This is a genomic window from uncultured Winogradskyella sp. (assembly GCF_947496485.1).
In the GTDB taxonomy this organism is placed as follows: domain Bacteria; phylum Bacteroidota; class Bacteroidia; order Flavobacteriales; family Flavobacteriaceae; genus Winogradskyella.
Genome location: NZ_CANMCZ010000001.1, coordinates 851,347 through 875,493 on the forward strand (window position 1 = coordinate 851,347; position 24,147 = coordinate 875,493).

Annotated in this window: 16 protein-coding genes; 5 read left to right on the forward strand and 11 right to left on the reverse strand. The window is 34.0% G+C overall.

Features of this window, described 5'->3' with window-relative positions; all coding sequences use genetic code 11:
• Positions 1-2: 2 nt before the first annotated feature.
• From Q0822_RS03565 to Q0822_RS03595, 7 genes are all read right to left on the reverse strand, one after another.
• Entirely contained in the window at positions 3-2,438 is a 2,436-nt protein-coding gene (locus Q0822_RS03565) for a TIM-barrel domain-containing protein (protein WP_299120239.1), read from the reverse strand.
• 45 nt (positions 2,439-2,483) lie between these two features.
• Positions 2,484-3,446 (reverse strand): alpha/beta hydrolase-fold protein, encoded by a 963-nt coding sequence (locus Q0822_RS03570; protein WP_299120241.1) that lies wholly within the window; start codon positions 3,444-3,446, stop codon positions 2,484-2,486.
• 2 nt (positions 3,447-3,448) lie between these two features.
• Entirely contained in the window at positions 3,449-5,410 is a 1,962-nt protein-coding gene (locus Q0822_RS03575) for a glycoside hydrolase family 13 protein (RefSeq protein WP_299120242.1), read from the reverse strand.
• A gap of 42 nt (positions 5,411-5,452) precedes the next feature.
• Entirely contained in the window at positions 5,453-7,759 is a 2,307-nt protein-coding gene (locus Q0822_RS03580; RefSeq protein WP_299120243.1) for a glycoside hydrolase family 65 protein, read from the reverse strand.
• 45 nt (positions 7,760-7,804) lie between these two features.
• Positions 7,805-8,461 carry a beta-phosphoglucomutase gene (pgmB, locus tag Q0822_RS03585; RefSeq protein ID WP_299120244.1) on the reverse strand — a complete coding sequence of 219 codons (657 nt, stop codon included), beginning with the start codon at positions 8,459-8,461 and terminating at the stop codon, positions 7,805-7,807.
• A 5-nt stretch (positions 8,462-8,466) separates the two neighbouring features.
• A complete protein-coding gene (locus tag Q0822_RS03590; RefSeq protein ID WP_299120245.1) occupies positions 8,467-9,987 on the reverse strand; it encodes an MFS transporter in 1,521 nt (506 codons plus the stop codon).
• Between the two features lie 131 nt (positions 9,988-10,118).
• Positions 10,119-11,165, reverse strand: coding sequence for a LacI family DNA-binding transcriptional regulator (locus Q0822_RS03595; protein WP_299120248.1), 1,047 nt, complete (start codon positions 11,163-11,165; stop codon positions 10,119-10,121).
• A gap of 270 nt (positions 11,166-11,435) precedes the next feature.
• On the opposite strand from Q0822_RS03595, the gene Q0822_RS03600 reads away from it, so the two are divergent.
• The 5 genes from Q0822_RS03600 to Q0822_RS03620 are packed head-to-tail and all read left to right on the forward strand — an operon-like array spanning position 11,436 to position 21,844.
• Positions 11,436-14,339, forward strand: a complete 2,904-nt coding sequence (locus Q0822_RS03600) for a TonB-dependent receptor (protein WP_299120250.1) — start codon at positions 11,436-11,438, stop codon at positions 14,337-14,339.
• 5 nt (positions 14,340-14,344) lie between these two features.
• Positions 14,345-15,946, forward strand: a complete 1,602-nt coding sequence (locus Q0822_RS03605; RefSeq protein WP_299120252.1) for a RagB/SusD family nutrient uptake outer membrane protein — start codon at positions 14,345-14,347, stop codon at positions 15,944-15,946.
• An 11-nt stretch (positions 15,947-15,957) separates the two neighbouring features.
• Positions 15,958-17,094: a SusE domain-containing protein gene (locus Q0822_RS03610; RefSeq protein WP_299120255.1), complete on the forward strand. Its 1,137-nt coding sequence runs from the start codon at positions 15,958-15,960 to the stop codon at positions 17,092-17,094.
• 11 nt (positions 17,095-17,105) lie between these two features.
• A complete protein-coding gene (locus tag Q0822_RS03615) occupies positions 17,106-18,902 on the forward strand; it encodes a SusE domain-containing protein (protein WP_299120258.1) in 1,797 nt (598 codons plus the stop codon).
• Between the two features lie 59 nt (positions 18,903-18,961).
• Complete coding sequence (locus Q0822_RS03620; protein ID WP_299120260.1) at positions 18,962-21,844, forward strand: alpha-amylase family glycosyl hydrolase; 2,883 nt, start codon at positions 18,962-18,964, stop codon at positions 21,842-21,844.
• Positions 21,845-21,897: 53 nt separating this feature from the next.
• Here Q0822_RS03620 and Q0822_RS03625 read toward each other — a convergent pair whose 3' ends face one another.
• Genes Q0822_RS03625 through Q0822_RS03640 form a run of 4 tightly spaced genes read right to left on the reverse strand, consistent with a single transcriptional unit; the run spans position 21,898 to position 24,144 of the window.
• On the reverse strand, positions 21,898-22,566 hold the full coding sequence (locus tag Q0822_RS03625; RefSeq protein ID WP_299120262.1) for an acetyltransferase: 669 nt from the start codon (positions 22,564-22,566) through the stop codon (positions 21,898-21,900).
• A gap of 60 nt (positions 22,567-22,626) precedes the next feature.
• Complete coding sequence (locus tag Q0822_RS03630) at positions 22,627-22,842, reverse strand: phosphopantetheine-binding protein (protein ID WP_299120265.1); 216 nt, start codon at positions 22,840-22,842, stop codon at positions 22,627-22,629.
• A gap of 4 nt (positions 22,843-22,846) precedes the next feature.
• The gene (locus tag Q0822_RS03635) at positions 22,847-23,914 is read right to left on the reverse strand and encodes a ketoacyl-ACP synthase III (RefSeq protein ID WP_299120267.1); all 1,068 of its coding nucleotides are present in this window, start codon (positions 23,912-23,914) and stop codon (positions 22,847-22,849) included.
• Positions 23,911-24,144: a phosphopantetheine-binding protein gene (locus tag Q0822_RS03640; protein ID WP_299120269.1), complete on the reverse strand. Its 234-nt coding sequence runs from the start codon at positions 24,142-24,144 to the stop codon at positions 23,911-23,913. Before Q0822_RS03640 ends, Q0822_RS03635 begins: the two co-directional genes overlap by 4 nt.
• Positions 24,145-24,147 lie beyond the last annotated feature (3 nt).

Below are 24,147 nucleotides of genomic sequence, written 5' to 3' on the forward strand. Positions count from 1 at the left end.
GATTATCTTTTTAGTTTGATTTTAATTTCTTTTTCAGTTGATGCTTTCCATATGACAGGAATACTCAAAGTTCTATTTTTTGAATTATAATTCACTTTAGTTTTTTTACCATCTACCTTAATGTATTTTGGCTCTTTTTCAATATTGTGAATTATATAGTCGATTGATTTAACTGGTATTGTAAATCTAGATCTCTTGACTGTATTAAATTCGAGTTTGAGATTTGATCCTTTATAATTAGATTCGAATTCTAATAACTCAAAGTCTCCATTTTCAATACTATTTGTACTCATACCGTCATCATTATAAAATTTGAGTTTATTTTCTGGAAAACTCTTGTCAAAGTAATAATGAAGTTCTATACTATTGCTATCATATTCCGACGTCGATTGAATAGATTTACTCAGTGGAATAAAAGCTCCAGCTCTTACATAAGTTGGAATAAAGGCTTCGTTCAACTTAACTGTTTTTGTTTGTCCTCCTTTTATTAATTCGTCGTTTTCAATATCAAACCAATTACTAGTTTTTGGAAAGTAAATCTCTTGTTCTGTTTTACCAGCTTCTAAAACAGGTGATACTAAAATATCATTTCCCCATAAATACGCTTTTGAATAATTAAATAATTCTGGGTTATCTGATTCTTCAAAAAATAATGGTCGCATTAAAGGTTTACCATCTATATGATTTTCAAACATTAAGTTATAATTATATGGTAGCATTCTATAGCGCATTTGTATTGCGAATTTTGCCAGTCGCTTTGCTTTTTCACTTCTAAAAATAGGCTCACTTGCCACATCTTCGTGTGCATGAGGTCTAAATATGGGATTAAAAACCCCATATTGTAACCAACGTACATAGAGCTCATCATCTAAGTTAGCTCCTGCAAATCCCCCTAAATCTGAATGCATATACGCTAAGCCTTGCATACCCATTTGTAATGCAATCGCAGGCTGTGGTTGCAAACCTTCCCAACTTCTACTTACATCCCCAGACCATGGTACTAATCCATAACGTTGCGAACCTGAATAGCCTGCTCGCATCAAAATGAAAGGTCTCCTGTTTGGATTCGCTTCTAAACTGGCTTCATAAACTAGCTTTGCCCAATCATGCCCGTAAATATTATGAACTTCATCTGCTTTTGCATTTTCAAAATTTACCCAAGATGGCAGTGCTTCTGGTTCTCCTAAATCTCCCCAAAACCCATTAACACCATATTCTGATATGTCTTTATAAATATCTTTGAACCACTTTTTGCCTTTCGGATTATAGATGTCTATTATACCACCATTACCAAAATAAAACTCAAATTCAGCAGAATTTCCTAAACTGTCTTTTGCTAAGATTCCTTTTTCTACCGCTTCGTCCCATCGGTTAGAAGTTTTTAAAACATAAGGCTCAGTGATGAGGATAGTTTCAACATTTTGAGACTTTAGGGTTTTAATCATTTTCTCTGGTTCAGGAAATGAATCTTTATAAAATTCAAAATTCCCCAACGTTCCTTGAATCTCCTTACCGAACCAATATAAATCTAGTATTACAGCATCAACTGGGACTTGATCTGTTTTAAATTTATCGATGGTTTCTAGAGTTTCTTTTTGTGAATGATAACCAAATCGGCTTGAAAAATTACCTAACGTCCAACGCGGTAACATAGGTTGTTTTCCTGTTAAATCTGTATAATTGTCTATAATATCATACCATGTTTCACCAACAATAACTTGATAGGTTTTACGCCCAGAAATAGTTTCGTAGGTTAGTGTATTTTCAGCTTTACTATCTAAATCTAGATATCCCACAGGTGCATTATCGAAATGAATCATGTACTTATTTGACGATAATACTATTGGCATCGTATAATTCATCAGTTCACTTCTAGTACCATAACCATAATGCGCACGATTATATAAAGGTAAACGATTGCCTCTTCTGTTCATTCCAAGAGCTCTTGAGCCAGCTCCATAAAGGACTTCATCTTTAGTGAGGTTGAATTCTATTTTTTCTGTGGAATCAGCAACAATATTATCTTTCGCCAAATCCATTGACTCGTGAACACTTTTGAAGTAGCCTCGTTTTTCAGATGTAATTAGTTTGTCGTTGTAGTAGTATGAAATTTGAAATGGGCTTTTGGTAATAATAATTTCAATTCCCTTAGTTTTTAGGAGGACATCTTTATCTCTTTCGATAACTTCAAAACTTGAGAAGTCAGGCTTTTTTATAACCGCATGAGAGTTCTCCAAGTTAAATTTTTCATTATCAGGTAAGAATATAGTTTCAACAATCTCTGGAGAATATGATAAAAAAATATAAATACCATCGTTTACTTTAATACTAGGTAATCCTTCAGCCCAATTAAAAGTTTCAAAAAATCGCTCAGTGTTTTGAGCTGTTATTGAGTACGTGAAAAGTAAAACTGATATATATAAAATTATTTTCTTCATTTAATGTCTTTTTCGAGATTCTGAAAATAAGTTCAGAATGACAATCTATTTACCTAGCAAAAAAGTAAGTGGTTGGTCTAATCTTTTATTCCATGAGTTTTCTGAATGATCAGTACCTTCAAAAAATAAATTCATAGCTTCTTGTTCTGTATATCCTTTTGTTTTTAGGATTTTATCTATTCTAGGTGCATATTGTGGGTAATGTTGATCTAGAGTTTTATTACCATAATCAAAATACAATTTATGATTTCCAGATTTTGGTAAATTGGCTTCCATATAATTGAAAATAGCTTCTGGATATGGGTTGTTTGGGCTTGGCATGGCACCAACCCAGTGAGTCGATACACAACCTGCACCTCCAAAAACTTCTGGATATTCAGAAATAGCATACATAGACATTAAACCACCCATACTTGAGCCCATAACGAATGTGCTTTCTTTATCAGTATGCACAGAATACTGATTATCAATTACTGGTTTTAATTCTTCAACTAAAAATTTAAGATACTCATCACCTTTTAAATTAGTATTTAAATTATTCTGTTTTGCCATCTCCATTAAATTAGCTTTAACGTCCTTATCGATAAAATCCATGGCTTTTTCAGGAAATAAATCGAGCCAACGTATTTGCGGAATATTATGAATACCTACAACTATAAAGTCTTTCACTTTTCCTTCTCTATTGAGTTTTGTTGCCCAATCATCTACTTTCCATTCTTGCTTATTCCATGTTGTTGTGGAGTCAAATAAATTCTGTCCATCATGCATATAGAGTACACTATATTTTTTGTCTTTTGAATAGCTTTCTGGTAACCAAACATCTACTGATCTTGGTGTAATATACTTTGATGGAAAACTATCTACTCTGTATAAACTCCCACTAGCTAAAACTGCTTTTTCTAATTTTAGAAATTCAATTTTAGTACTAAATCCTAAATTTTTAAACTGATTTTTTTTACTAGAAAGTATAAACAAAAAAGCGAATACAATTATTATTAGATTTTTCATAGTTATAGTTTAGTGGTTAAAATTGTAACCCCCTTGGTTTTTAATTCTATAACATCTCCCCAAAGTTTGGTTTGTTCAGTAATGATGTTCTTTAGTGTTTTTCCTTTTAGACCCATTTCCTCTTGGTAATTCAGATCAATAGTTATGATGTCTTCATTCTTATTTAAGATTAAAACAACAGTTTCATCTTCAAAAGTTCTGTACATGAAATATGTACCAACAAAGGGTGCAAAATGTGTTGTTTTACCTTCGTGAATGGCTTTACTATTCTTTCTATAATTAAAGAGTTTTTTTATGAAAGATTGCATCTCTTTTTGATCTTCAGTTAAGCCATCACCAGTAAACGCATTAACTGCATCACCTTCCCAACCTCCAGGAAAATCTGTACGAATTAATCCGTGGTCACCTGGTTTAGCAAAGTCATTCATTAAAATTTCGGTTCCGTAATACATTTGCATAATTCTAGGCATCATAGCATAAGTTGCCATTGCCATTTTTGTGTTGGTGATATCACCTTCCATTTGTGTAAAAATTCGACTCATATCATGGTTTCCTTCAAAAACCATAATATCTTTTGGACTCGCATAATGAAAATCGTTAGCAAGCCCTTCATAAATTTTCACCAAACCTTTATCCCAAGATTCTTTTTCTTTTATTCCATCTACTACTTTTTGTTGCATGGCAAAATCCATAGCAGATTTTAAATTAGAATCATAGCCATCTCTATTATTAGCTCCTTCTTGCCAATAACCAATAAGCAATGGGTTGTAACTCCATTCTTCACCAACTATACTAAAATTAGGATATTCGTTCATAATTGCACCAGCCCAATCACTCATAAAATCTTTATCTGGATAAGGATAGGTGTCTTGTCTAATACCGCCTAACTGTGCCGTTTCTATCCACCATATACTATTTTGAATAATATACTGAGCCATAAACGGGTTACGTTGGTTTAAGTCTGGCATAGCTGCTACAAACCAACCTTCATTATTTCCTTTTCTATCAGCTTCGGAAGCATAGATATCTTGATTTGTTGTACGTCTATGATTAGAGTTTATGGTATATGAGTTATTCCAATTGTCTTTATTCCTTTCGAAATTCTCTTGAAGATTTACCCAGTCTTTAAACGGTAAATCTTTCATCCACCAATGCTCTAAGCCACAATGATTAGCTACTTGATCCATAACTAATTTCATGCCTTTTTCCTTAAGTTTAGCTGAAAGTGTTTTATAGTCTTGTAAGGTTCCGAAACGAGGATCAATTTCATACAAATCCGTAATTGCATAACCATGATACGATCCTTGAGGCATGTCATTTGTCAACAATGGTTGAGGCCAAACTACTGTGAATCCTAAATCATGGATATAATCTATATGATTTGTTACTCCTATTATATCTCCACCATGCCTGGCATAATCATTATTTCGATCTGTGGTTTGCTCTAGCATTTTTGGTTGCCCTTCAATACCTAATGGTGTATCATTAGTTGTAACTCCATTTACAAAACGATCTGGTGTAATTAAATAAATAGCATCAGAACTGTCGAAACCGACATAGTCTTCAGAAGATCTAACACGCTCTTTTAGCTCGTATGTTTGAACTAATTCTGAATCATCTTTGAACTTAAAACTTATATTAAATTTACCGGCTTTTACATTTTCAGAAACTTCTAAATCTAAGAATAAATAATTAGGACTATCTGCTTTGTGAACTTTAACTAAACTTACTCCAGCATATGAAATTTTTGGTGTTGCGCTACCGACATTTGGATGTTTCACTAAAAGTTGAAGGTTCTGATTTTTAAAACCTATCCACCAATATGGTGGTTCTACTTTATCAATATCATTAGACTCTACAACGGGTTGATCAGAAACTGAATCTATTTCACTACTTGCCGTATCCTTGCAAGATGACACTAAAATTAATAGGCATATTGAAAGACTTCTTATTATGTTTTTCATACTTCTAATTTTTATGTTCTTGACTTAGGGCTACAATATTTGTTATACTCTCACCAAACTATCTGGTGAAATTGTTACGGATTCTCCATTTACTAAAATTTGTAATTCAGTATCTCCTTCTAATTCAAACTGAGTTTCATTTTGATTCACACTAACTTTTAAAATCTGATTTCTAAAGTTGACTTTGAATGAATAGGCTTCCCATTGTTGAGGAATTTTAGGCTCAAAAGTTAAGGTGTCATTTTTAACACGCATACCACCAAAACCTTCAACAATACTCATCCAAGTACCTGCCATTGAAGTAATATGTAAACCTTCATGCACTTCGTGGTTATAATCATCCAAATCTAATCTAGATGTTCTTAAATAGAAGGTATAAGCTTGTTCCATTCTATCTAGCTTTGCTGCTTGAATACTATGTACACAAGGAGATAATGAGCTTTCATGCACTGTAAATGGCTCATAAAAGTCGAAATGACGCTCTAATTCTTCAGTTGTAAATTGGTCTTCAAAGAAGTACATGCCTTGAAGTGTGTCAGCTTGCTTAATATAAGGTGAACGCAATATTCTATCCCAACTCCATTTTTGGTTGATTGGTCTTTGAGATTTATCTAAATCTGCAACGGTTATTAACTCTTTATCTAAGAAACCATCTTGTTGCAAATAGACATTGTACTTTTCTGAATAAGGAAAATACATGTTATCTGCCACTTTTTTCCAATGTGCTAATTCTTCGTGAGAGATCTTTGTTTTGCCAGATATTCTTCTATAATCTTCTTCAAAACCCTCTTTTACTTTTTCTATATTTTCTAATGCATAGTTAATACACCATTGTGCAATGTAGTTTGTATACCAATTGTTATTAATGTTATTTTCATACTCATTCGGTCCCGTAACACCAAGAATTACATATTTATTCTTATCTGTTGAAAATGTTGCTCTCTGGTGCCAAAAACGTGCAATACCAATTAGTACTTCTAAACCCATTTCTGGTATATAACTATAATCACCAGTGTATCTGTAATAATTAAAAATAGCAAAAGCAATAGCTCCATTTCTATGAATTTCTTCAAAGGTTATTTCCCATTCGTTATGGCATTCTTCACCATTCATGGTTACCATAGGGTATAATGCAGCACCATTCTTAAACCCAAGTTTTTGGGCATTTTCAATGGCTTTTTCTAAATGCCTATATCTGTAAGTTAGAAGTGTTCTTGCCACACTTTGGTCTTTTGTAGCCATATAAAATGGAATACAATAGGCTTCAGTATCCCAGTAGGTACTTCCTCCATATTTTTCACCTGTAAATCCTTTTGGCCCTATATTTAAAGTGGCATCTGTACCTAAATAAGTTTGGTTTAAATGAAAAATATTAAAACGAATACCTTGTTGTGCTTTTACATCTCCATCTATAGTGATGTCTGACATATCCCAGATTTTTGCCCAAGCATTTTTCTGATTTTCTAGCAATTTAGAAAAGCTAAGTTTTGTCGCTTTTTCTAATACTGACTTCGCTTCATTGACAAAATTATTTTTATCGTGGTTTCTATCAGCCAAATAACCACCAAACTTATGTATCGTATAAACTTCATTTTGTTTTACATTGTGACGATAACTAAACGACGCATAATTTGCATCTGCTTTTATGTTTGGTTCAATGATAACAGATTTTCCATCTATAAATACTTGAGACTCCATGAAGGTGCACGTATAGAAATCTGTCTTCATCGTTTTAGCCTGAATAAATGCTTGGTTGTTTTCGTGGCTTACACTCAATGTATCCCAAAACTTATCATCCCAATTGGTATCTTCATTAGTTATACCGGAATCTAAATAGGGTTGAAATGTAATCTCAGCATCAGTATTTAATGGCTTAATATTAAAATCAATTGCCCCTACTTCATCAATATCTAAACTTAAAAAACGCTTGGTACTTATCTCAACTTCAACATCATTTTGAAGTGTTGCTATAAAACTACGAGACAACCAACCTTCTTTCATGTTTAGCTCTCTACGAAAGTTTTTTACACTTTTAGAGTTGAATAAATCGAGTTGCTCGTTATTAACTAGCACATTTATTCCTATCCAATTTGGTGCATTTAAAACTTTGGCAAAATATTCTGGATAGCCATTTTTCCACCAACCAACTCTGGTCTTGTCTGGATAATAAACACCTGCTATATAGCTTCCTTGAAATGTAGGTCCAGAATATGCTTCTTCAAAATTGGCACGTTGTCCCATTGCACCATTACCAATACTAAATAAACTCTCAGATGCTTTAACTTGATCTGGATTAAATCCTTCCTCAATTATTGACCAAGGATTTGATATGATATAATCTAAGTTCATATTTTATATTTAATTAATGCCTTTTCTATGGTAGGCATCACATTTTTAATTATTAATTAATTCTTTTATAAATTCTTCTGAGATTTCTGTAAAATCTTTGAATACATATTTTGCATGTCCTAAAACGGATTTACTGCCAATACCAATAGATATCATATTAGCAACATTTGCAGCTTCTACACCAGCTACAGAATCTTCAAAAACGATGCACTGTTCTGGCTTCATGCCTAACAATTTTGCTGCTATTAAAAACACTTCAGGATCTGGTTTTGCTTTACTCACATCATTACCATCTACTATGGCATCAAAATATTTTTTTAGATTTACACGCTCCAAAATTACCCTTGCGTTTTTACTTGCAGAACCTAGTGATATAGGTTGTTGTTTTTTGATTAATGAATTTAATACTCTTGGAACATCTGGTAATATTTCGTTACTATCCATTTCTGCGATATAACTTAAATACTCTTCGTTCTTTTTACCCATGAGCTCGATAAACTTTTCTTGCGAAATGGTCTTATTTCCCCAAGACAATATTTTTTCTAACGACTTTACTCGGCTTACACCTTTTAATTGTTCGTTTTCTTCTTCTGTAAAATCTATATCTAAACTTTTAGCTAGTCTTTGCCATGCTAAAAAATGATATTTAGCTGTGTCAACAATAACACCATCTAGATCGAATATGAATCCTTTTTTATTCATTATTTTTAATTTGAAACTTTATCATGAACCCTCAAAGTTAACAGTCCTGCAAATATCATTGACACACCTCCAACAAATAATGCATAAACAGGTTCATTATTGAAAAATTTTGAAACCATAAAACCTAGTATTGAAGCTGCAACTAATTGAGGAATTACTATAAAAAAATTGAATACTCCCATATAATAACCCATTTTACTAGCAGGTAAAACTCCTGATAACATAGCGTAAGGAATTGATAAAATAGAAGCCCATGCTATACCAACACCAATCATTGGCAGCCATTCTAAATTTAATGCTGTTGGATTACTGATGAAATAGATTGACATTAGTCCTAATCCACCTAAAACTAAAGCTAAAAAGTGTGTGAATTTTCTACTGGTTTTTTTTGCTAAAAGTGGTAGCAAAAACGCCACTGCTGCGGCTATAATATTATAGTTGGCAAACATATTATTAACTCGGTTTGCACCGTTATTATAAGCTACAGAAGTCGTATCAACCGAATTGTATATATGCTCTGTTACGGCTGGTGTCATGTAAATCCACATTGAAAATAGTGCAAACCATGAAAAAAACTGGACCCATGCAAGCTGTTTCATTACACTAGGCATATTTTGGAAATCATTCATTATGGTTACAAATCCATTATTATTGTTTCCACCTTTTTGCATGAAGCCAGAAATAATTAAAGCCAAACCGCCAAGACCTAATAGCCCTAATGTTAAAACGTATAAATCTTTTTTGAGATCAAATCTATAAACTAGATAAGTACAAATCACACCTATCAATAAAACAATAAAACCATTTCTTACATGTATTTTGCCATTAGAAGTGAACCAGCTTTGTGGTTTATCTTCTAACTCAAAATCATTTGATTCATTACTTTCAAATGCTTCCATTTCTTCAGGACTATACTCTTTAGACTTTAATACAGTCCATAGAACAGCAATTAAAAAAACTGCGCCACCTATATAAAATGAATATTTTACAGAATCTGGAATAATGCCTTCTGGTGCTGTATTTGAAACTCCGTAATAGGTTAAAATATTTGGAAGTTTCGAAGCCACATATGCTCCAATCCCTATAAAAAAACTTTGCATTGCAAACCCTTTTGTAGCTTGATGATCTGGCAAATTATCTCCAACAAAAGCCCTAAACGGCTCCATTGAGACATTAATAGATGCATCCATTATCCACAACATGCCTGCTGCAAACCACAGTACAGGTGAATTTGGCATTATAAATAAAGCTAATGACGCCAGAATAGCTCCAACTAAAAAGTAGGGCCTTCGACGTCCTAATTTTGAGTGCCAAGTTCTATCGCTAAAATAACCTATAATTGGTTGAACTATCAAACCTGTTAGCGGCGCAGCTACCCATAGAATTGGAATATCTTCAATTTCTGCTCCAAGAGTTTGAAAAATTCGACTGACATTAGCATTCTGTAGGGCAAAACCCATTTGAATTCCCAAGAAACCGAAACTCATGTTCCAAATTTCCCAAAATCCTAGTGTACGCTTTTTCATGAAATAGTATGTTATGATTAATACTATTCTAATAAGCAATGCTTATCAAAACTTATTTGTAGAAGTGAAAATATAAGTTTCGAATAAGTGTCAAAGATATATAAAGATTTTAATGTGGCAATGATAAATTTTTATTTAGTAGATTCTCGTTCAACTAAATCTGTTGGAATAACAACTGTCTGAAACTGTTCTTCTTCAGTATCAAATTCAGTTTCAATTTTATCAATTAAGAGATCTGCTGCCTTTTCTCCCATTTGCTGAGCATGCTGACTCACAGTAGTCAGACTAGGTGTTGCATGTTTAGAAAGTACTCCATCAGTAAATCCAATTACCTGTATATCATTTGGGACACTCAATCCTAATTTCCTTGCTACTTTCATTGCCGATAGCGCATACAATTCATTAACTGCAAATACACCATCTATTTTTTTATTAGACTTAAAAAGTTGCTCAATTTCAGCCTCAAGAGTTTCTAAATGAACCTCATAATCCAATGTATCATCCATCTTAAGTATTAAATCCGCCTCAGGTGTTATTCTATTTTCATGTAAAGCTTCCAAATAGCCTTGTGTTCGCAGCTTACCAACACTGACATAATCCTTAGTGGTGATTAGCGCAATGGATTTGCACTTGTTAGCTATTAATTTTTCTACTGCATTTTTGGCTCCTTTAAAGTCATCAACAATAACTTTATCGCACTTTATATCAGACACGACTCTATCAAACATTACAATAGGCATTCCTTGACTCATTGTTTCATTAAAGTGATGATAATCTTGCTGCTGCAATGTTTCTTTAGACATGGAAAGAATAAAGCCATCTATACTGCCATTAGCTAGCATTTCCATATTTATAACCTCCTTAGAAAAAGATTCATTTGACAAACCAATAATAACATTATAACCTCTTTTATTTGCCACTAATTCAACACCTCTAATTACTTTAGAAAAAAAGTGATGTACTATTTCGGGAATAATAATACCAATAGTGTTTGTTTTTCGATTTTTTAAACTAAGAGCAATATTATTTGGACGATAGTTATAAAGCTTAGCAAAAGCCTGAACTTTCTGAATGGTATCAGCACTTATCTCTTTGCTATTCTTAAGAGCTTTTGATACTGTAGAAATAGAAACATCTAATTCTCTAGCGATTTGCTTTAAGGTTATTTTCCGTTTCATTTTTGCGCTATTTTTAGGCGAATATAGTTCAAAAAAAAGTTTATCTAAATTATTGAATTCTCAATTTTAACATCCTATCGGTATCAAACTCCTATTTTTTTTATTATTTTCCTAATAAAACCCTGTTTTTGAGAAAGTTTTTAACACGCAAACGTTTTCGTGACTTATGTCATATTTTTTAACACTCATATAACGCTAATTTTACATAGATTTATCGCAAGAAGTGAAAATATAAATCAATTAACTAAGCAATTAACTTAAAAACATTGTATGAAAACATTCTTAAATGCTTTACTATTCTGTCTCATTATGATACCTGCAACATTGATGGCTCAATCGACCGTTACTGGTACAGTTACAGACAAAGCAGATGCCACGCCTTTACCAGGTGTAAATGTCTTAATTAAAGGTACTGCCAGAGGAACTGCTACAGATTTTGATGGTAAATATACATTAGAAGTCAATGAAGGTGAAACAATCGTGATATCCTATGTTGGATATACGACACAAGAAATTGTCTTTACAGGACAAACTACTGTTGATGTAGAACTTCAAGAAGATTCGGCTCAGTTAGACGAGGTGGTTCTTATTGGTTATGGTACTACAACAAAGAAAGATGCTACAGGGTCGATAGAATCTGTTACAGCTAAAGATTTTACAAAAGGTAACATAGTAACACCAGAAAACTTATTGCAAGGTCGAGTTGCTGGTGTAACTGTAACAACAAGTGGTGCTCCGGGATCTGGCTCTGAAATTAAAATTAGAGGTGGGTCTTCAATTAATGCATCTAACAATCCCTTGATTGTTATTGATGGCTTGCCAATATCTAATGATGGTGTATCTGGCTCTAGAGGGGTTTTAGCTAATATTAACCCTAATGATATAGAATCATTTACGGTTTTAAAGGATGCTTCTGCAACCGCTATTTACGGTTCTCGTGCATCAAACGGTGTTATTATAATCGTCACTAAAAAAGGTAGATCTGCATTAAGTGTTGATTATGATGTACAATATACCTTAGGTAAAAACGCAGACGAAATTGATGTGTTTTCTGCTGATGAGTTTAGATCACTTGTGAATTCTCAACCAATAAATGGTACCACTTTAGATACTAGTTTATTAGGTAGCTCAAACACAAATTGGCAAGATGAAATATTTAGAGAAACTGTTTCTGCTCAACACAACGTAACAGTTAGAGGTTCTCTATTTGATGCTTTACCGACACGTTTATCATTTGGTGTAAGTAGAATAGAAGGTACACTCTTAACATCGCTTTTCGATAGACGTAACTTATCTGTGGCCTTAAACCCTACATTATTTGATAATCATTTAAAGATAAGCGTAAATGCTAATCTAGCTTTTGAAGATAGTCGTTTTGCTAATAATGGAGCAATTGGATCGGCTTTACGATATGACCCAACACAACCTGTTTACGATCCTAATTCTCCTTTTGGAGGGTTTTATCAGCATAGAAATGGAAATGTTCTTTCTCAAGGAACTACCAATCCAGTAGCAACTTTATTACAAGCTAATAATCGTGGTGACGCCAATAGATTTTTTGGTAATGTGAATTTTGATTACAAATTCCATTTCTTACCAGAATTAAAAGCGGTACTTAATTTAGGTTACGATAAAACTGAAGGTAAGCCTATTAGTCAATCAGTATTTGCTACAAATGACGATGTGACTAGTAATCTTTCTTTCACTAAGCAAACGAGAACAAATGAATCTCTTGATGGTTTTTTAAACTATAAAAAAGAATTTGGGAATATAGGAACTGACTTTACGGCAGGTTACTCTTACCAAAGATTTACAAATGAGGGTTCATTTACAGGAAACCTTAATGATCCATTGAGTGTAGGTGATACATTTGCTGATCCAGATGTTGTATTAATTGGTTTCTTTGGAAGAGCTAATTTGAGCTTTTTTGATAAATACTTAGCAACATTTACATACAGACGTGATGGTACATCTCGTTTTGGTCCAGATAACCAATGGGGCGATTTTTATGCTGGTGCTCTAGCATGGCAAATTAGTGATGAAGATTTCCTTAAAGATTCTAAAACAATCTCTAATTTAAAGTTAAGAGGTAGTTACGGTATAACAGGACAACAAGAAATTGGTGCTGCTGATATATTTTTAAGCCGTTACAGAGCAGGTAATGAAAATTCACAATTTCAGTTTGGTAATGAGGTAATCAGATCCCTAATCCCATCTGTAATCAACCCAGATATAAAATGGGAGGAAACAAGGACTATAGAAGTTGGTCTTGACTACGGTTTATTTGACAATAGAATAAGCGGTAGTATTAATGTTTTCCAAAAAGATTCTGAAGATTTATTATTTCAAGCACCAGTGCCAGATGGAAGTAATTTTTCTAACAGCGTGATACAAAATATTGGTAACTTAAGGATTCAAGGTCTAGAATTTTCTATTAATGCAGATGTCATTAGAAAAGAGGATTTCAATTTAGGTTTCAACTTTAATGCTTCATTATTTGATAGAGAAATAACTGAATTAGCTTTTGGACAAGATGTAACTGCTGGTGGTATTTCTGGTGGTACAGGAAACTTTATACAATTGCAAAGAGAAGGTGAAGCTCCTACATCCTTTTATGTGTTTAAACAGCTTCAAGATGCTCAGGGTAATTTCATCGAGGGAGCTTATGCCGATTTAAACGGTGATAATATTATTAACGATGATGATCGCTATATTAAACAAAACCCTGATCCAGATGCTGTTTTAGGTTTTCAAACTAATTTAGAGTATAAAAACTTTGACTTTGCCTTCAACCTGAGAGCTAACATTGGAAACTATGTTTATAATAACGTAAATTCATCAAGAGCACAATACGAACTATTGCAGGATAATTCGGTTTTAGGAAACATTCCATCTTCTGTACTGCAAACTAATTTCCAAAGAACATCAGATGTAATCATCTCTGATGCTTATCTTGAGAATGCTTCATTTTTAAGAATGGATAACATTACTCTTGGTTATACATTTACTGATATTTCTAAGTTTCTGAAATCTGTTAGAGTTTGGGGAGGTATGCAAAATGTATTTGTAATAACAGAATATAGCGGTTTAGATCCTGAAGTATTTAATGGTATCGATAATACCATCTATCCTAGACCTCGTAATATATTAATTGGTGCTAATATCAAATTTTAAAGACTATGAAAAAAAGAATTAAAAACATTGGTGTCCTTTCATTGCTATTTATATTTACGTTCATCTCTTCGTGTACAGATGATCTAAATATCATACCTAATGACGATGACACGCTTTTAGGCGAAGAACTTTTTGAAGACGAAGGAGCCTACAGACAAGTAATTGCTGGTGTATATGCAAATCTTGCCTTAACTGGTACAGAAGGGGCTGGGAATTCAAATATTGATGGAATCGATGCAGGTACTAGCCAGTTTGGTCGTGTATTATTATACATGCAAACACTTTCTGCGGACCAAATGATTTGGTCTTATGAAAATGATCCAGGAACTCGCGAAATTCAAAGAAATATCTGGACTGCGCAAAATCCTTTGATATTAGGAATGTTTAGTAGAACACATCTCACTGTTTCACTCGCTAATAATTTCTTAAGAGAAACTACAGATGAAAAATTAAATGAAAGAGGTGTTTCTGATGCTATTCGTGCAGACATTGTTGAATATCGTGCTGAAGCAAGATTACTAAGAGCTTTATCATATTATTATATGATGGATCTTTTTGGTAAAGCGAATTTTGGTACAGACGAAGATGTTGTAAATAAGGTTTTACCTGTATATAATAGAGCACAACTTTTCGAATTCATTGAAAGCGAACTATTAGCAATAGAATCTGATTTAGTACCTGCCGGACAAAATGAATATGGCAGAGCAGATGCAGGTGTTGCAAATATGATTCTTGCTAAAATGTATCTTAATGCAGAAGTTTATATTGGTGAAAACAGATATTCTGATTGTATAGATAACTGCCAAAAATTATTAACTTCTGGTTATAGTTTAGCTACTGATTACAAACACAATTTCTTAGCAGACAATAATACTAATTCAGCTGTAAATGAGCTCATTTTCCCAATTGTATCTGATGGCTTTACAACTCAAAACTTTGGACCAACAACAGTTATGATTAATGGTTCCGTTGGTAGTATAGAAGTTAATGGTGCAGAAGTAGGAGTCTCTGAAGGAGGCTGGGGAGGCGCTCTTAGAGTAAGAAGAGAATTTGCAGAATTATGGCAAGACGGAGATTTTATAGATGATGATAGGAATACAATTATTTCTGATGACAGACCTATTGGAATTATAGATATCTCAGATAGAGATACAGGTTTCATTATTCAGAAATATGCCAACGTCACATCTAACGGAACACCTGGTATTGATCAAACGTTTGTTGATACTGATTTTCCATTATTTAGATTAGCAGATGTATATTTAATGTATGCTGAAGCTCATCTTAGAGGTGGTGGAGGTTCGCTTGATGAAGCTGTTACCTTAATAAATGATTTAAGAATACGAGCTAACAACCCTAATATGATTTCTAATGGTGATCTTACACTTCCGTTTATCTTAGACGAAAGGTCTAGAGAATTACATTGGGAAGCACATAGAAGACAAGATTTAATCCGTTTTGGATTATACACAGGTGGAAACTATAACTGGGCATGGAAAGGTAACGGAAGTAATGGTATTGCTATACCTGCACACTTAGATTTATATCCTATTCCTAATTTCAGTTTATCATCGAATCCAAACCTTACTCAAAATCCTGGATACTAAAAAAAAGCAAAATGAAAAAAATATTAAAATTTAAAGTTTTATTGTTGGCAATTTTGTCACTTGGTTTTTTAATGAACTCTTGTGAAGATGATGCAGAAGAATTTGTAGCCACAGAAACGCAACCTATAAACCTTGCTGAGCTCCCTATCACAATGATAGAGTTAGATGCTTCTAACCCTGGGAATCCAGCTGTGACGTTTAATTGGAATGAGGCAGATTATGGACAGCCAGCGTCAGAGAATTACTCAGTAATTCTGTCTTCTGATAATGCCTTTACAAACCCAATTGTTGCTACAACAATTACAGGTACAACATCAGCTACGTTGTCTGTGAACGAATTGAATTCTTCAGCAGGATTAGCTGGAATACCACCTTTTACGTTTAGCACTTTATATGCTAAAGTAGAGAGTTCTATTGGAACTCAGAATGGTCTTCCTGTAAGTTCTAATACTATTAGCTTTCAAGTTCAACCTTATTTCAACTATGTTTTTGATGATTATTATTTGGTAGGAAATGGAACTTCGGCAGATTGGAACAATAATAATAACAATCCTCCATTGTTTAGAGATGCTGAAAATAGCAACTTATATCGCTTTACTGGCTTTTTCACAAAAGGTGGTGGAGGTTTTGATGATGGAAGATTTAAAATCTTAGAAGTAAGAGGACAATGGCAACCGCAATGGGGAGTTGCTGCTGATGAAGGAAGTGATGACATCGTAACATCTGGTGCCATTGCAGGTAACCCTGCAACCCAAGATAATGATCCTGGTCGTTTTGGTGTACCAACTGATGGATATTACACGTTTACCATTAATTTCTCATCAAATACATATACAACAGATCCTTTTGATGCAACTGGTGCAACTGATTTTACAAGTATGACGCTTCAAGGAAGTGCTTTAGGAGGAGATACTGCATTTACGCAATCTACATTTGATAGCCATTTATGGTACATCAATAGTGTAAATCTTCAACCTGGTGATGCACAATTTATGACTAATACAGGTTCAACTTGGGGAGGAAGCACAGCGTTTTCAGGTGTAGCTACAGAAGGTGGAGGACCAATTCCTGTAGTTGTTCAGGATGATTATGAAGTCTGGTTCAACGACTTAACTGGAGATTATATTTTGATCCCTCTTAACTTATAAAAAATAACACTATGAAAATAAATAAAATTAGCGCATTTATTCTAAGTCTATTCTTAGTTCTAGTTGCGTGTGAAACAGAAGAAACTATTGATATCACAACTCCAGAGCCTTCATTCAAGCTTTTGGAACCAGCGATATCTAATATCAACTTAAACTACAATCTTCCAAATAATGAAGCATTTACGATAGTATGGAATGATCAATTATCATCTGGAGGTAGTTATATGGTTGAACTATCACCTGACGCTCTGTTCGAAAGTCCAACAACTATTGGATCTTCAACTTCAGATAGATTTACAATGACTGTTGCAGACTTTAATAATATTTTATTAGGTGCAGGAGCTGACGCTTTTGAACCTTTTACTGTATTTATGAGAGTGAATTCAGGGACTAATATCACTAACAGTGTAAGCTTTAGTGTATCGTCGTATTCTGAAGCTCCACCAGTAGTTACTAGTCCGGATAACACATTTGAACTTATTTTACTTGAAACAACTCCAAATGATGAAGCGATTGCGATAGCTTGGGAAGATCCAGATTTTGGAGATAACACTACTGTTGCTGTGAACTATGAAGTTCAATTTGCTGAAGCGGGAACAGATTTTGCAGGTGCCGTTACTGAAAGTGTAGATGGTATGTCTTATTCAAACACTCACGAAGCATTTAATGAACTAGTACTAAATGCTGGTCTTACTGCAGAAGAAGCAGGAAGTCTTGATTTTAGAGTTAAGGCGACTATAGAAATGGAAGCAGGTAATTTAGAACGTTTCTCGGATGCCGTAACAATTACCGTTACTCCTTACAGTGTAGAATTAGCTCCAATATTATATGTTGTTGGTGCAGGTGCAGCTGACGCAGGTTGGTCTTGGGACACGCCAGTGGAATTAGTATTACAAGGCACTAAATATTCAGGAAATATCAATTTAATTAATGATGCTTTCAGATTCTTTACTGTGAATAATGATTGGGGAAGTGGATTGAATTATCCTTATTACGAAGCTGTCGGTTATACTATAGATTCTAACCTAGCAAATGCTTTAGATGGTGATAGTAACTTCCAGTTTGTTGGTACACCAGGTGAATATTTTATAGAAATTGATACTGCTGCTAAAACAATTACGTTAGGCCCTCCAGTTGTAGGTCCAAACTGTAATTTTGATCAATTATGGTTAGTTGGAGCTGGTATTGTTGATGCTGGTTGGTCTTGGGACACTCCTGTGGCGCTACCATGTACAGGAAACGGAACCTACTCAGGTAATGTAGCTTTAACAAATGATGCATTTAGATTCTTCTCGGTAAATAATGATTGGGGAACTGGGACTAACTACCCTACTTATGAAGGAAATGGTTATACTATAGATTCAAATTTCATCAATGCAATGGATGGTGATAGTAATTTCTTCTTTGATGGAACACCTGGTACTTATTTCCTAACGGTTGATGATATCAATAAGACTATTACTTTAGGACCTGAACAATTACTTTGTGATTATGAACAATTGTGGATGGTAGGAGCTGGTGTCGTAGATGCTGGTTGGTCTTGGGATACTCCTGTAGCTTTACCATGTACTGGAGCAGGTGTCTATTCTGGACAAGTTGCTTTAACAAACGATGCGTTCAGATTCTTTACTGTGAATAATGACTGGGGAACTGGAATCAACTATCCAACATATGAAGCTGATGGATATACTATCGATTCAGATTTAATTAATGCTATGGACGGAGATAGTAATTTCTTCTTTGATGGCACACCTGGAACCTACACAGTAACAGTAGATACAGGCAACTTAACGATTACTGTTGAGTAAATCATATAATCTTAAAAAAGCTATGCGTACTGCATAGCTTTTTTTTTAATAATATAGCTATGAAAAAAATATTATTCTTTTTAATAACTTTTGTTTCCCTAAGTACTTTTGCTCAAGTTACTTTGAGTGTTGGAGCTATTGAAGTTGATCAACCTGTTACAATTACAGTAGATACTAACAGTACAGACTCAGATTGTAATGGACTTAATAATGTAACTAATGTCTATATGCATTCTGGTATTGGAGATAACTCCAATGCGTTTGGATTTAGCGTTATAGGGAATTGGGGGCAAGACGATGGTGTTGGTCAAATGACTTCTAATGGAGACGGAACATTTAGTATTACCATAACACCACAATCTTATTATGGAATTACCCAAATGCAAGCAGATAATGCTACTCAAATAGGAATAGTTTTTAGAAATGCTGACGGAACACAAGAGTTAAAAGATAATGGATGTAATGACTTTATTTTTCCAATAGGAAGCGTCATTGTAGATATCACTCAGCCTTCTAGCGATACAGTTGTTATCAATTCTGGAAGTGATGTCCAAGTAAGTGCAACAATTACTTTTCAAGGTTCAACAACGGTTCAAGGTAGTTATGAGATTTTATACAACGATGTGTCTATAGCTACAGGAACATGTGGATTCCCTTTATGTAATTATACAATTACAAATATTACTGAAAGTGGAACTGTAAAAGTTATTGGTACGCCTCCAAGCTCTACTGAAACTGGTGAAGCTAGTTTTGAAGTTATTGTTGTACCAACAGTAATAGAAGAAGCTTTGCCTGCTGGTATGGAAGATGGTATAAATTATGTTGCCGATGCTACAAAAGCGACATTAGTATTAAATGCACCTGGAAAAGAATTTATTCAAATTGCTGGAAGTTGGAACAATTATTCACCAACTAATAGCGATGTTATGAAACGTGATCCTAGTACTGGAAAATACTGGTTGGAAGTTTCTGGATTAACATCTGGACAAATAGAAACTTATCAATATTGGGTATTTGATACCAATCCTATTGTAAACTCACCATCACTGGTTAAAACAGCAGACCCTTTTTCCACTTTAGTTTTATCACCTTTTGATGATCCTTTTATTCCTGCTTCAACGTATCCAAATTTACCAACATATCCTGCTGGTCAAGAACGTGAAGTTACAGTTTTACAAACAGGTCAGACACCTTACAACTGGCAAGTCCCTAATTTTGCTCCACCAAAAGAGGAGGATTTGATAGTATATGAGGTATTAATTAGAGATTTTGATGCCGACAGGAATTATCAAGATTTAATTGACAGAATCGATTACTTTAAAAATCTAAATATTAATGCCATTCAATTAATGCCAGTTATGGAATATGAAGGCAACGAAAGTTGGGGATATAATACCGCATTTCATATGGCGTTAGATAAATTTTATGGAACTGAAAATAAATTTAAAGAATTTATAGATTTATGCCATCAAAATGATATAGCGGTAATTCTTGATGTCGCTTTAAATCATGCCTTTGGCAGAAATCCAATGGTGCGTATGTGGATGGATGATTCTGATGGTGACGGTTGGGGAGGTCCAAGTAGTGACAATCCATATTTTAATCAAACACCTTTACATAGCTATAATGTAGGATCGGATTTCAATCATCAAAGCACCTTAACCCAAGAATATTCAAAACGAGTTGTTAAACATTGGGTTGAAGATTTTAAGATTGATGGTTTTCGATGGGATTTAACTAAAGGATTTACTCAAAATTGTACAGCAAGTGATGAAGGTTGCACCAATGCATATCAGCAAGATCGTGTAGATGTATTAAAAGCTTATGCCGATTATTCATGGTCTTTAGACGCAGATCACTATGTGATCTTTGAGCATTTAGGGACTCAAAACGAAGAAAAAGAATGGGCAAATTACCGTTTAGGGGAAGGAAAAGGTATAATGATGTGGGGAAAAATGACTGATCCATATAGCCAGCTATTAATGGGCTATGGCTCAAATAGTAATATTGATGGTATTGGGCATAATTCTCGTTCGCAGTTTAACGGTCCTAGAATTATGGGTTATCCTGAGAGTCACGATGAAGAGCGTCTTATGTATAGGGCAGTAACTTTTGGAAATGACTCAAATGGCTCGCATAACGTTAAAAATTTAAATATAGCCTTATCTAGAATGTCAGCAATTGGAGCTGTATCTTCAATGATTCCTGGTCCAAAAATGATTTGGCACTTTGCAGATCTTGGTATGGAAAACTCAATTTTCACATGTTCTGATGGATCGTTTAATGATGATGGATGTAAACTAGACACTAAACCTCAACCACAATGGGTTAACAATTGGTTAACTGATGCACTCAGAAGCCAGATATATGAAGATTGGTCTAAACTTCATAAACTTAAAATTGAAGAACCTGTTTTTGAAGGAGATTATTCTATTACTTCTGGAAGTTTAACTCCAAGAATTGATGTATTTGATACTTCAATACCAACTTCTTCTTTAAGGAATGTTATCATATTAGCAAATTTTGATGTTGTTACACAAAACGTGAATACAAATTTTCCAGGAGGCGTAACTTCTACGTGGTATGACCTAATGGATGCTACAGGAACAACCACAGTAGCAAATTCAGCATCTTCCATATCTATTCCTGCTGGGCAGTTTAGAATTCTAGGAAATCAACCTTCTAATGTTTTAAGTGTTGATGATAATGAATTATCTGGATTTAATCTTTATCCAAACCCAACTAATTCATCATTTAGCGTTAGTTTAAATGTTTCAACTGTAGAAGTCTACGATCTCACAGGTAAGCTTGTGAAGTCTTTTAATGGTGACTTTACTAGAACTGATACTTTTGATGTCTCTAGTTTAAATACTGGAATGTATCTTGTTAAAGTAGAAGGCAACGACAGCCAAATAAAAACAAGTAAATTATTCAAGCTCTAATTATTAAGCGTTATTTGAGCTAAAAAGAGCTTCTCAATTGAGAAGCTCTTTTTTTATTTGTTGTTTTTAGGTATGGCCAAAACCTTTTCCTTATATCTGTAAAAGACCGTCGTATTATCTTCTATATTTTTATCAATCACCATACCTGCTTGTATCACATTATTGTTGCCAATTTCCACACCAGGAATTACTGTCGCTCGGATTCCGAAGAAATTACTATCCCCAACTTTTACATTGCCTGCCAAGCCTGCGGTCGATAAAAAATTGTTATTGCCAACTACGCAATCATGGCTTATAAAACTGTAGGATGTCAGTAGATTATAATTCCCGATAATTGCATTCTGCTCAATTAGGCAGAAGGGGAAAATCACATTGCCGATACCCCAATTTGGAGAATTTGGTGCAATGACTGAATGATGCACAAAACTACCGATCTTACCACCTTTTTTCAATAGAAGATCCATCATTTTATTTCGATCTTTGGGATTGGCAATAGCTATTAAAACCTCTTCATCTTTTTTAGGTATATAGTTATCAATATCACACAATACAGGAGCATTGAAGTTGTATTTTTTGTAATGCTTTTTAACGGCATCGGCGTAATCTATATAGCCAAGAATATTAATCTTTTCATCAACTCCGACTTTAGAGTTATTGTCTTCAATATAAAATGTGATTTCGGCAGCTACTCCTCCGCTTCCTAAAATAATTATGCTTCTCATATCTTAAATATTGTTCAACCTCACAATTATTGATATACAATTCATCATAAAACTTATGATTTATTGTCTACTAACTATCAAGTCTTTTAATCCTTGTATTGTTTCAGAGTTCTCTATCTCTTCCCTAGTCAGTTCTACATTGTATACTTCTGAAACCAACGCAATGATTGACAGAATGGTTAGAGAGTCCCAACTATCAAACGCTAATAATTCATCTGTCATTTCTACAGTATCTACTTCTAAGGCTTCAGATATTAAAGGTTTAAAATTTTCCATAATCCTATTTATAGTTGATTAGTTCACAAAACTGTAGCTTTTCCAAGTTCATTACTAAAGATGCCCAGTTTAATCCGGTACCGAATCCAGCCATACAGATTAAAAATGAATCCTTAAGTAACTTATCACCTAAGTTGTAGGTTATCGTTGTAGGGATTGAAACTCCACTGGAATTACCAAAATTCTCTACAATATTATTAGGCATTTTTTCATAAGGAACACCAATTTTGTCAGCAAGTTTTCTGAGCATAAATCTATTGGGCTGGTGAAACATATAGTAGTCTATGTCCTCTTTATCTAAATCCGCTTTTAGCAATAGACCTTCAATCATTGGTGGCACTTCACGCTGTACAAAATTAAAAACGTCATCTCCTTTCATTTTAAGATGATCTAAGGCTCTAAAATTACCTGCATCATCTTCTCTTGGCTCTGCAGTTTCTGATGTAGAAGGTGTTCTGAAGCCACCAGCAGGAATTATTAATGCTTCAGAACCTTTTCCATCTACTTTTACAGCACTAAAGATAGCTTTGCCAGATGCATCGTTTTCTACAATAGTTATGGATGCTCCATCTCCAATTATTGGGTTACTATTTCTATCTCTTTTTGAAACTTTAGGACTAAGTACATCAGCATTTAATAGCACAACTTTATTGATTTCTTCATGCTCCAAAAGCATAAATGCCTGATTGAGCCCAACAACATAACCTGAGCAGCCTTGGTTTATATCCATGCAGATCATATCTTGTTTTAAATCTAGCTGACCATGAATAACATGACTCGTTGGTGGCATAAAATAATCTGGCGACTGCGTCACCAAAATTAGAACGTCTATTTCGTCTTTGTGGAGCAAATTTTGATCAAAAAGGTAGTTCATACCATAAACACATAAATCTGAAGCCGTTGTTCCACCAATAACGATTCTGCGCTTATCGTATCCCATTACTAATTTGAGTTTCATGGATTGACTTTTAGAAAAATTATAATTATCTATTTCGTCATCAAACTTTACTTCATTTTCTGGCAAGACTGTTAGGATGCCTGATATTTTCTTATTGCGGAATTTTAAGTTCATGTTGTGGCTCCGTTTTTAATTAGTGTCGCTTTTATGGCTTCAAGATTAGAAAAATTCTCTGGTAGAATATCCAAACCATCAATTGAAATATTATAGGCTTCATCCAGTGCCGTAACCAATTGAACAATATCGAAAGAGTCCAATAAGCCTTCAGCAATAAAATTAGAGGATTCGGAAAAATCAAATTCTGGTCGTATCTCTGACAATAAGTGAAGTATAATTTTCTCCATTAA

Coding starts and splice junctions, on each gene's coding strand:
- Q0822_RS03630 (WP_299120265.1), bottom strand. CDS start 22,842: ATGGAAAATTTTAAACCTTTAATATCTGAAGCCTTAGAAGTAGATACT.
- pgmB (WP_299120244.1), bottom strand. CDS start 8,461: ATGAATAAAAAAGGATTCATATTCGATCTAGATGGTGTTATTGTTGAC.
- Q0822_RS03570 (WP_299120241.1), bottom strand. CDS start 3,446: ATGAAAAATCTAATAATAATTGTATTCGCTTTTTTGTTTATACTTTCT.
- Q0822_RS03565 (WP_299120239.1), bottom strand. CDS start 2,438: ATGAAGAAAATAATTTTATATATATCAGTTTTACTTTTCACGTACTCA.
- Q0822_RS03640 (WP_299120269.1), bottom strand. CDS start 24,144: ATGGAGAAAATTATACTTCACTTATTGTCAGAGATACGACCAGAATTT.
- Q0822_RS03580 (WP_299120243.1), bottom strand. CDS start 7,759: ATGAACTTAGATTATATCATATCAAATCCTTGGTCAATAATTGAGGAA.
- Q0822_RS03615 (WP_299120258.1), top strand. CDS start 17,106: ATGAAAATAAATAAAATTAGCGCATTTATTCTAAGTCTATTCTTAGTT.
- Q0822_RS03600 (WP_299120250.1), top strand. CDS start 11,436: ATGAAAACATTCTTAAATGCTTTACTATTCTGTCTCATTATGATACCT.
- Q0822_RS03575 (WP_299120242.1), bottom strand. CDS start 5,410: ATGAAAAACATAATAAGAAGTCTTTCAATATGCCTATTAATTTTAGTG.
- Q0822_RS03635 (WP_299120267.1), bottom strand. CDS start 23,914: ATGAACTTAAAATTCCGCAATAAGAAAATATCAGGCATCCTAACAGTC.
- Q0822_RS03610 (WP_299120255.1), top strand. CDS start 15,958: ATGAAAAAAATATTAAAATTTAAAGTTTTATTGTTGGCAATTTTGTCA.
- Q0822_RS03595 (WP_299120248.1), bottom strand. CDS start 11,165: ATGAAACGGAAAATAACCTTAAAGCAAATCGCTAGAGAATTAGATGTT.
- Q0822_RS03590 (WP_299120245.1), bottom strand. CDS start 9,987: ATGAAAAAGCGTACACTAGGATTTTGGGAAATTTGGAACATGAGTTTC.
- Q0822_RS03625 (WP_299120262.1), bottom strand. CDS start 22,566: ATGAGAAGCATAATTATTTTAGGAAGCGGAGGAGTAGCTGCCGAAATC.
- Q0822_RS03620 (WP_299120260.1), top strand. CDS start 18,962: ATGAAAAAAATATTATTCTTTTTAATAACTTTTGTTTCCCTAAGTACT.
- Q0822_RS03605 (WP_299120252.1), top strand. CDS start 14,345: ATGAAAAAAAGAATTAAAAACATTGGTGTCCTTTCATTGCTATTTATA.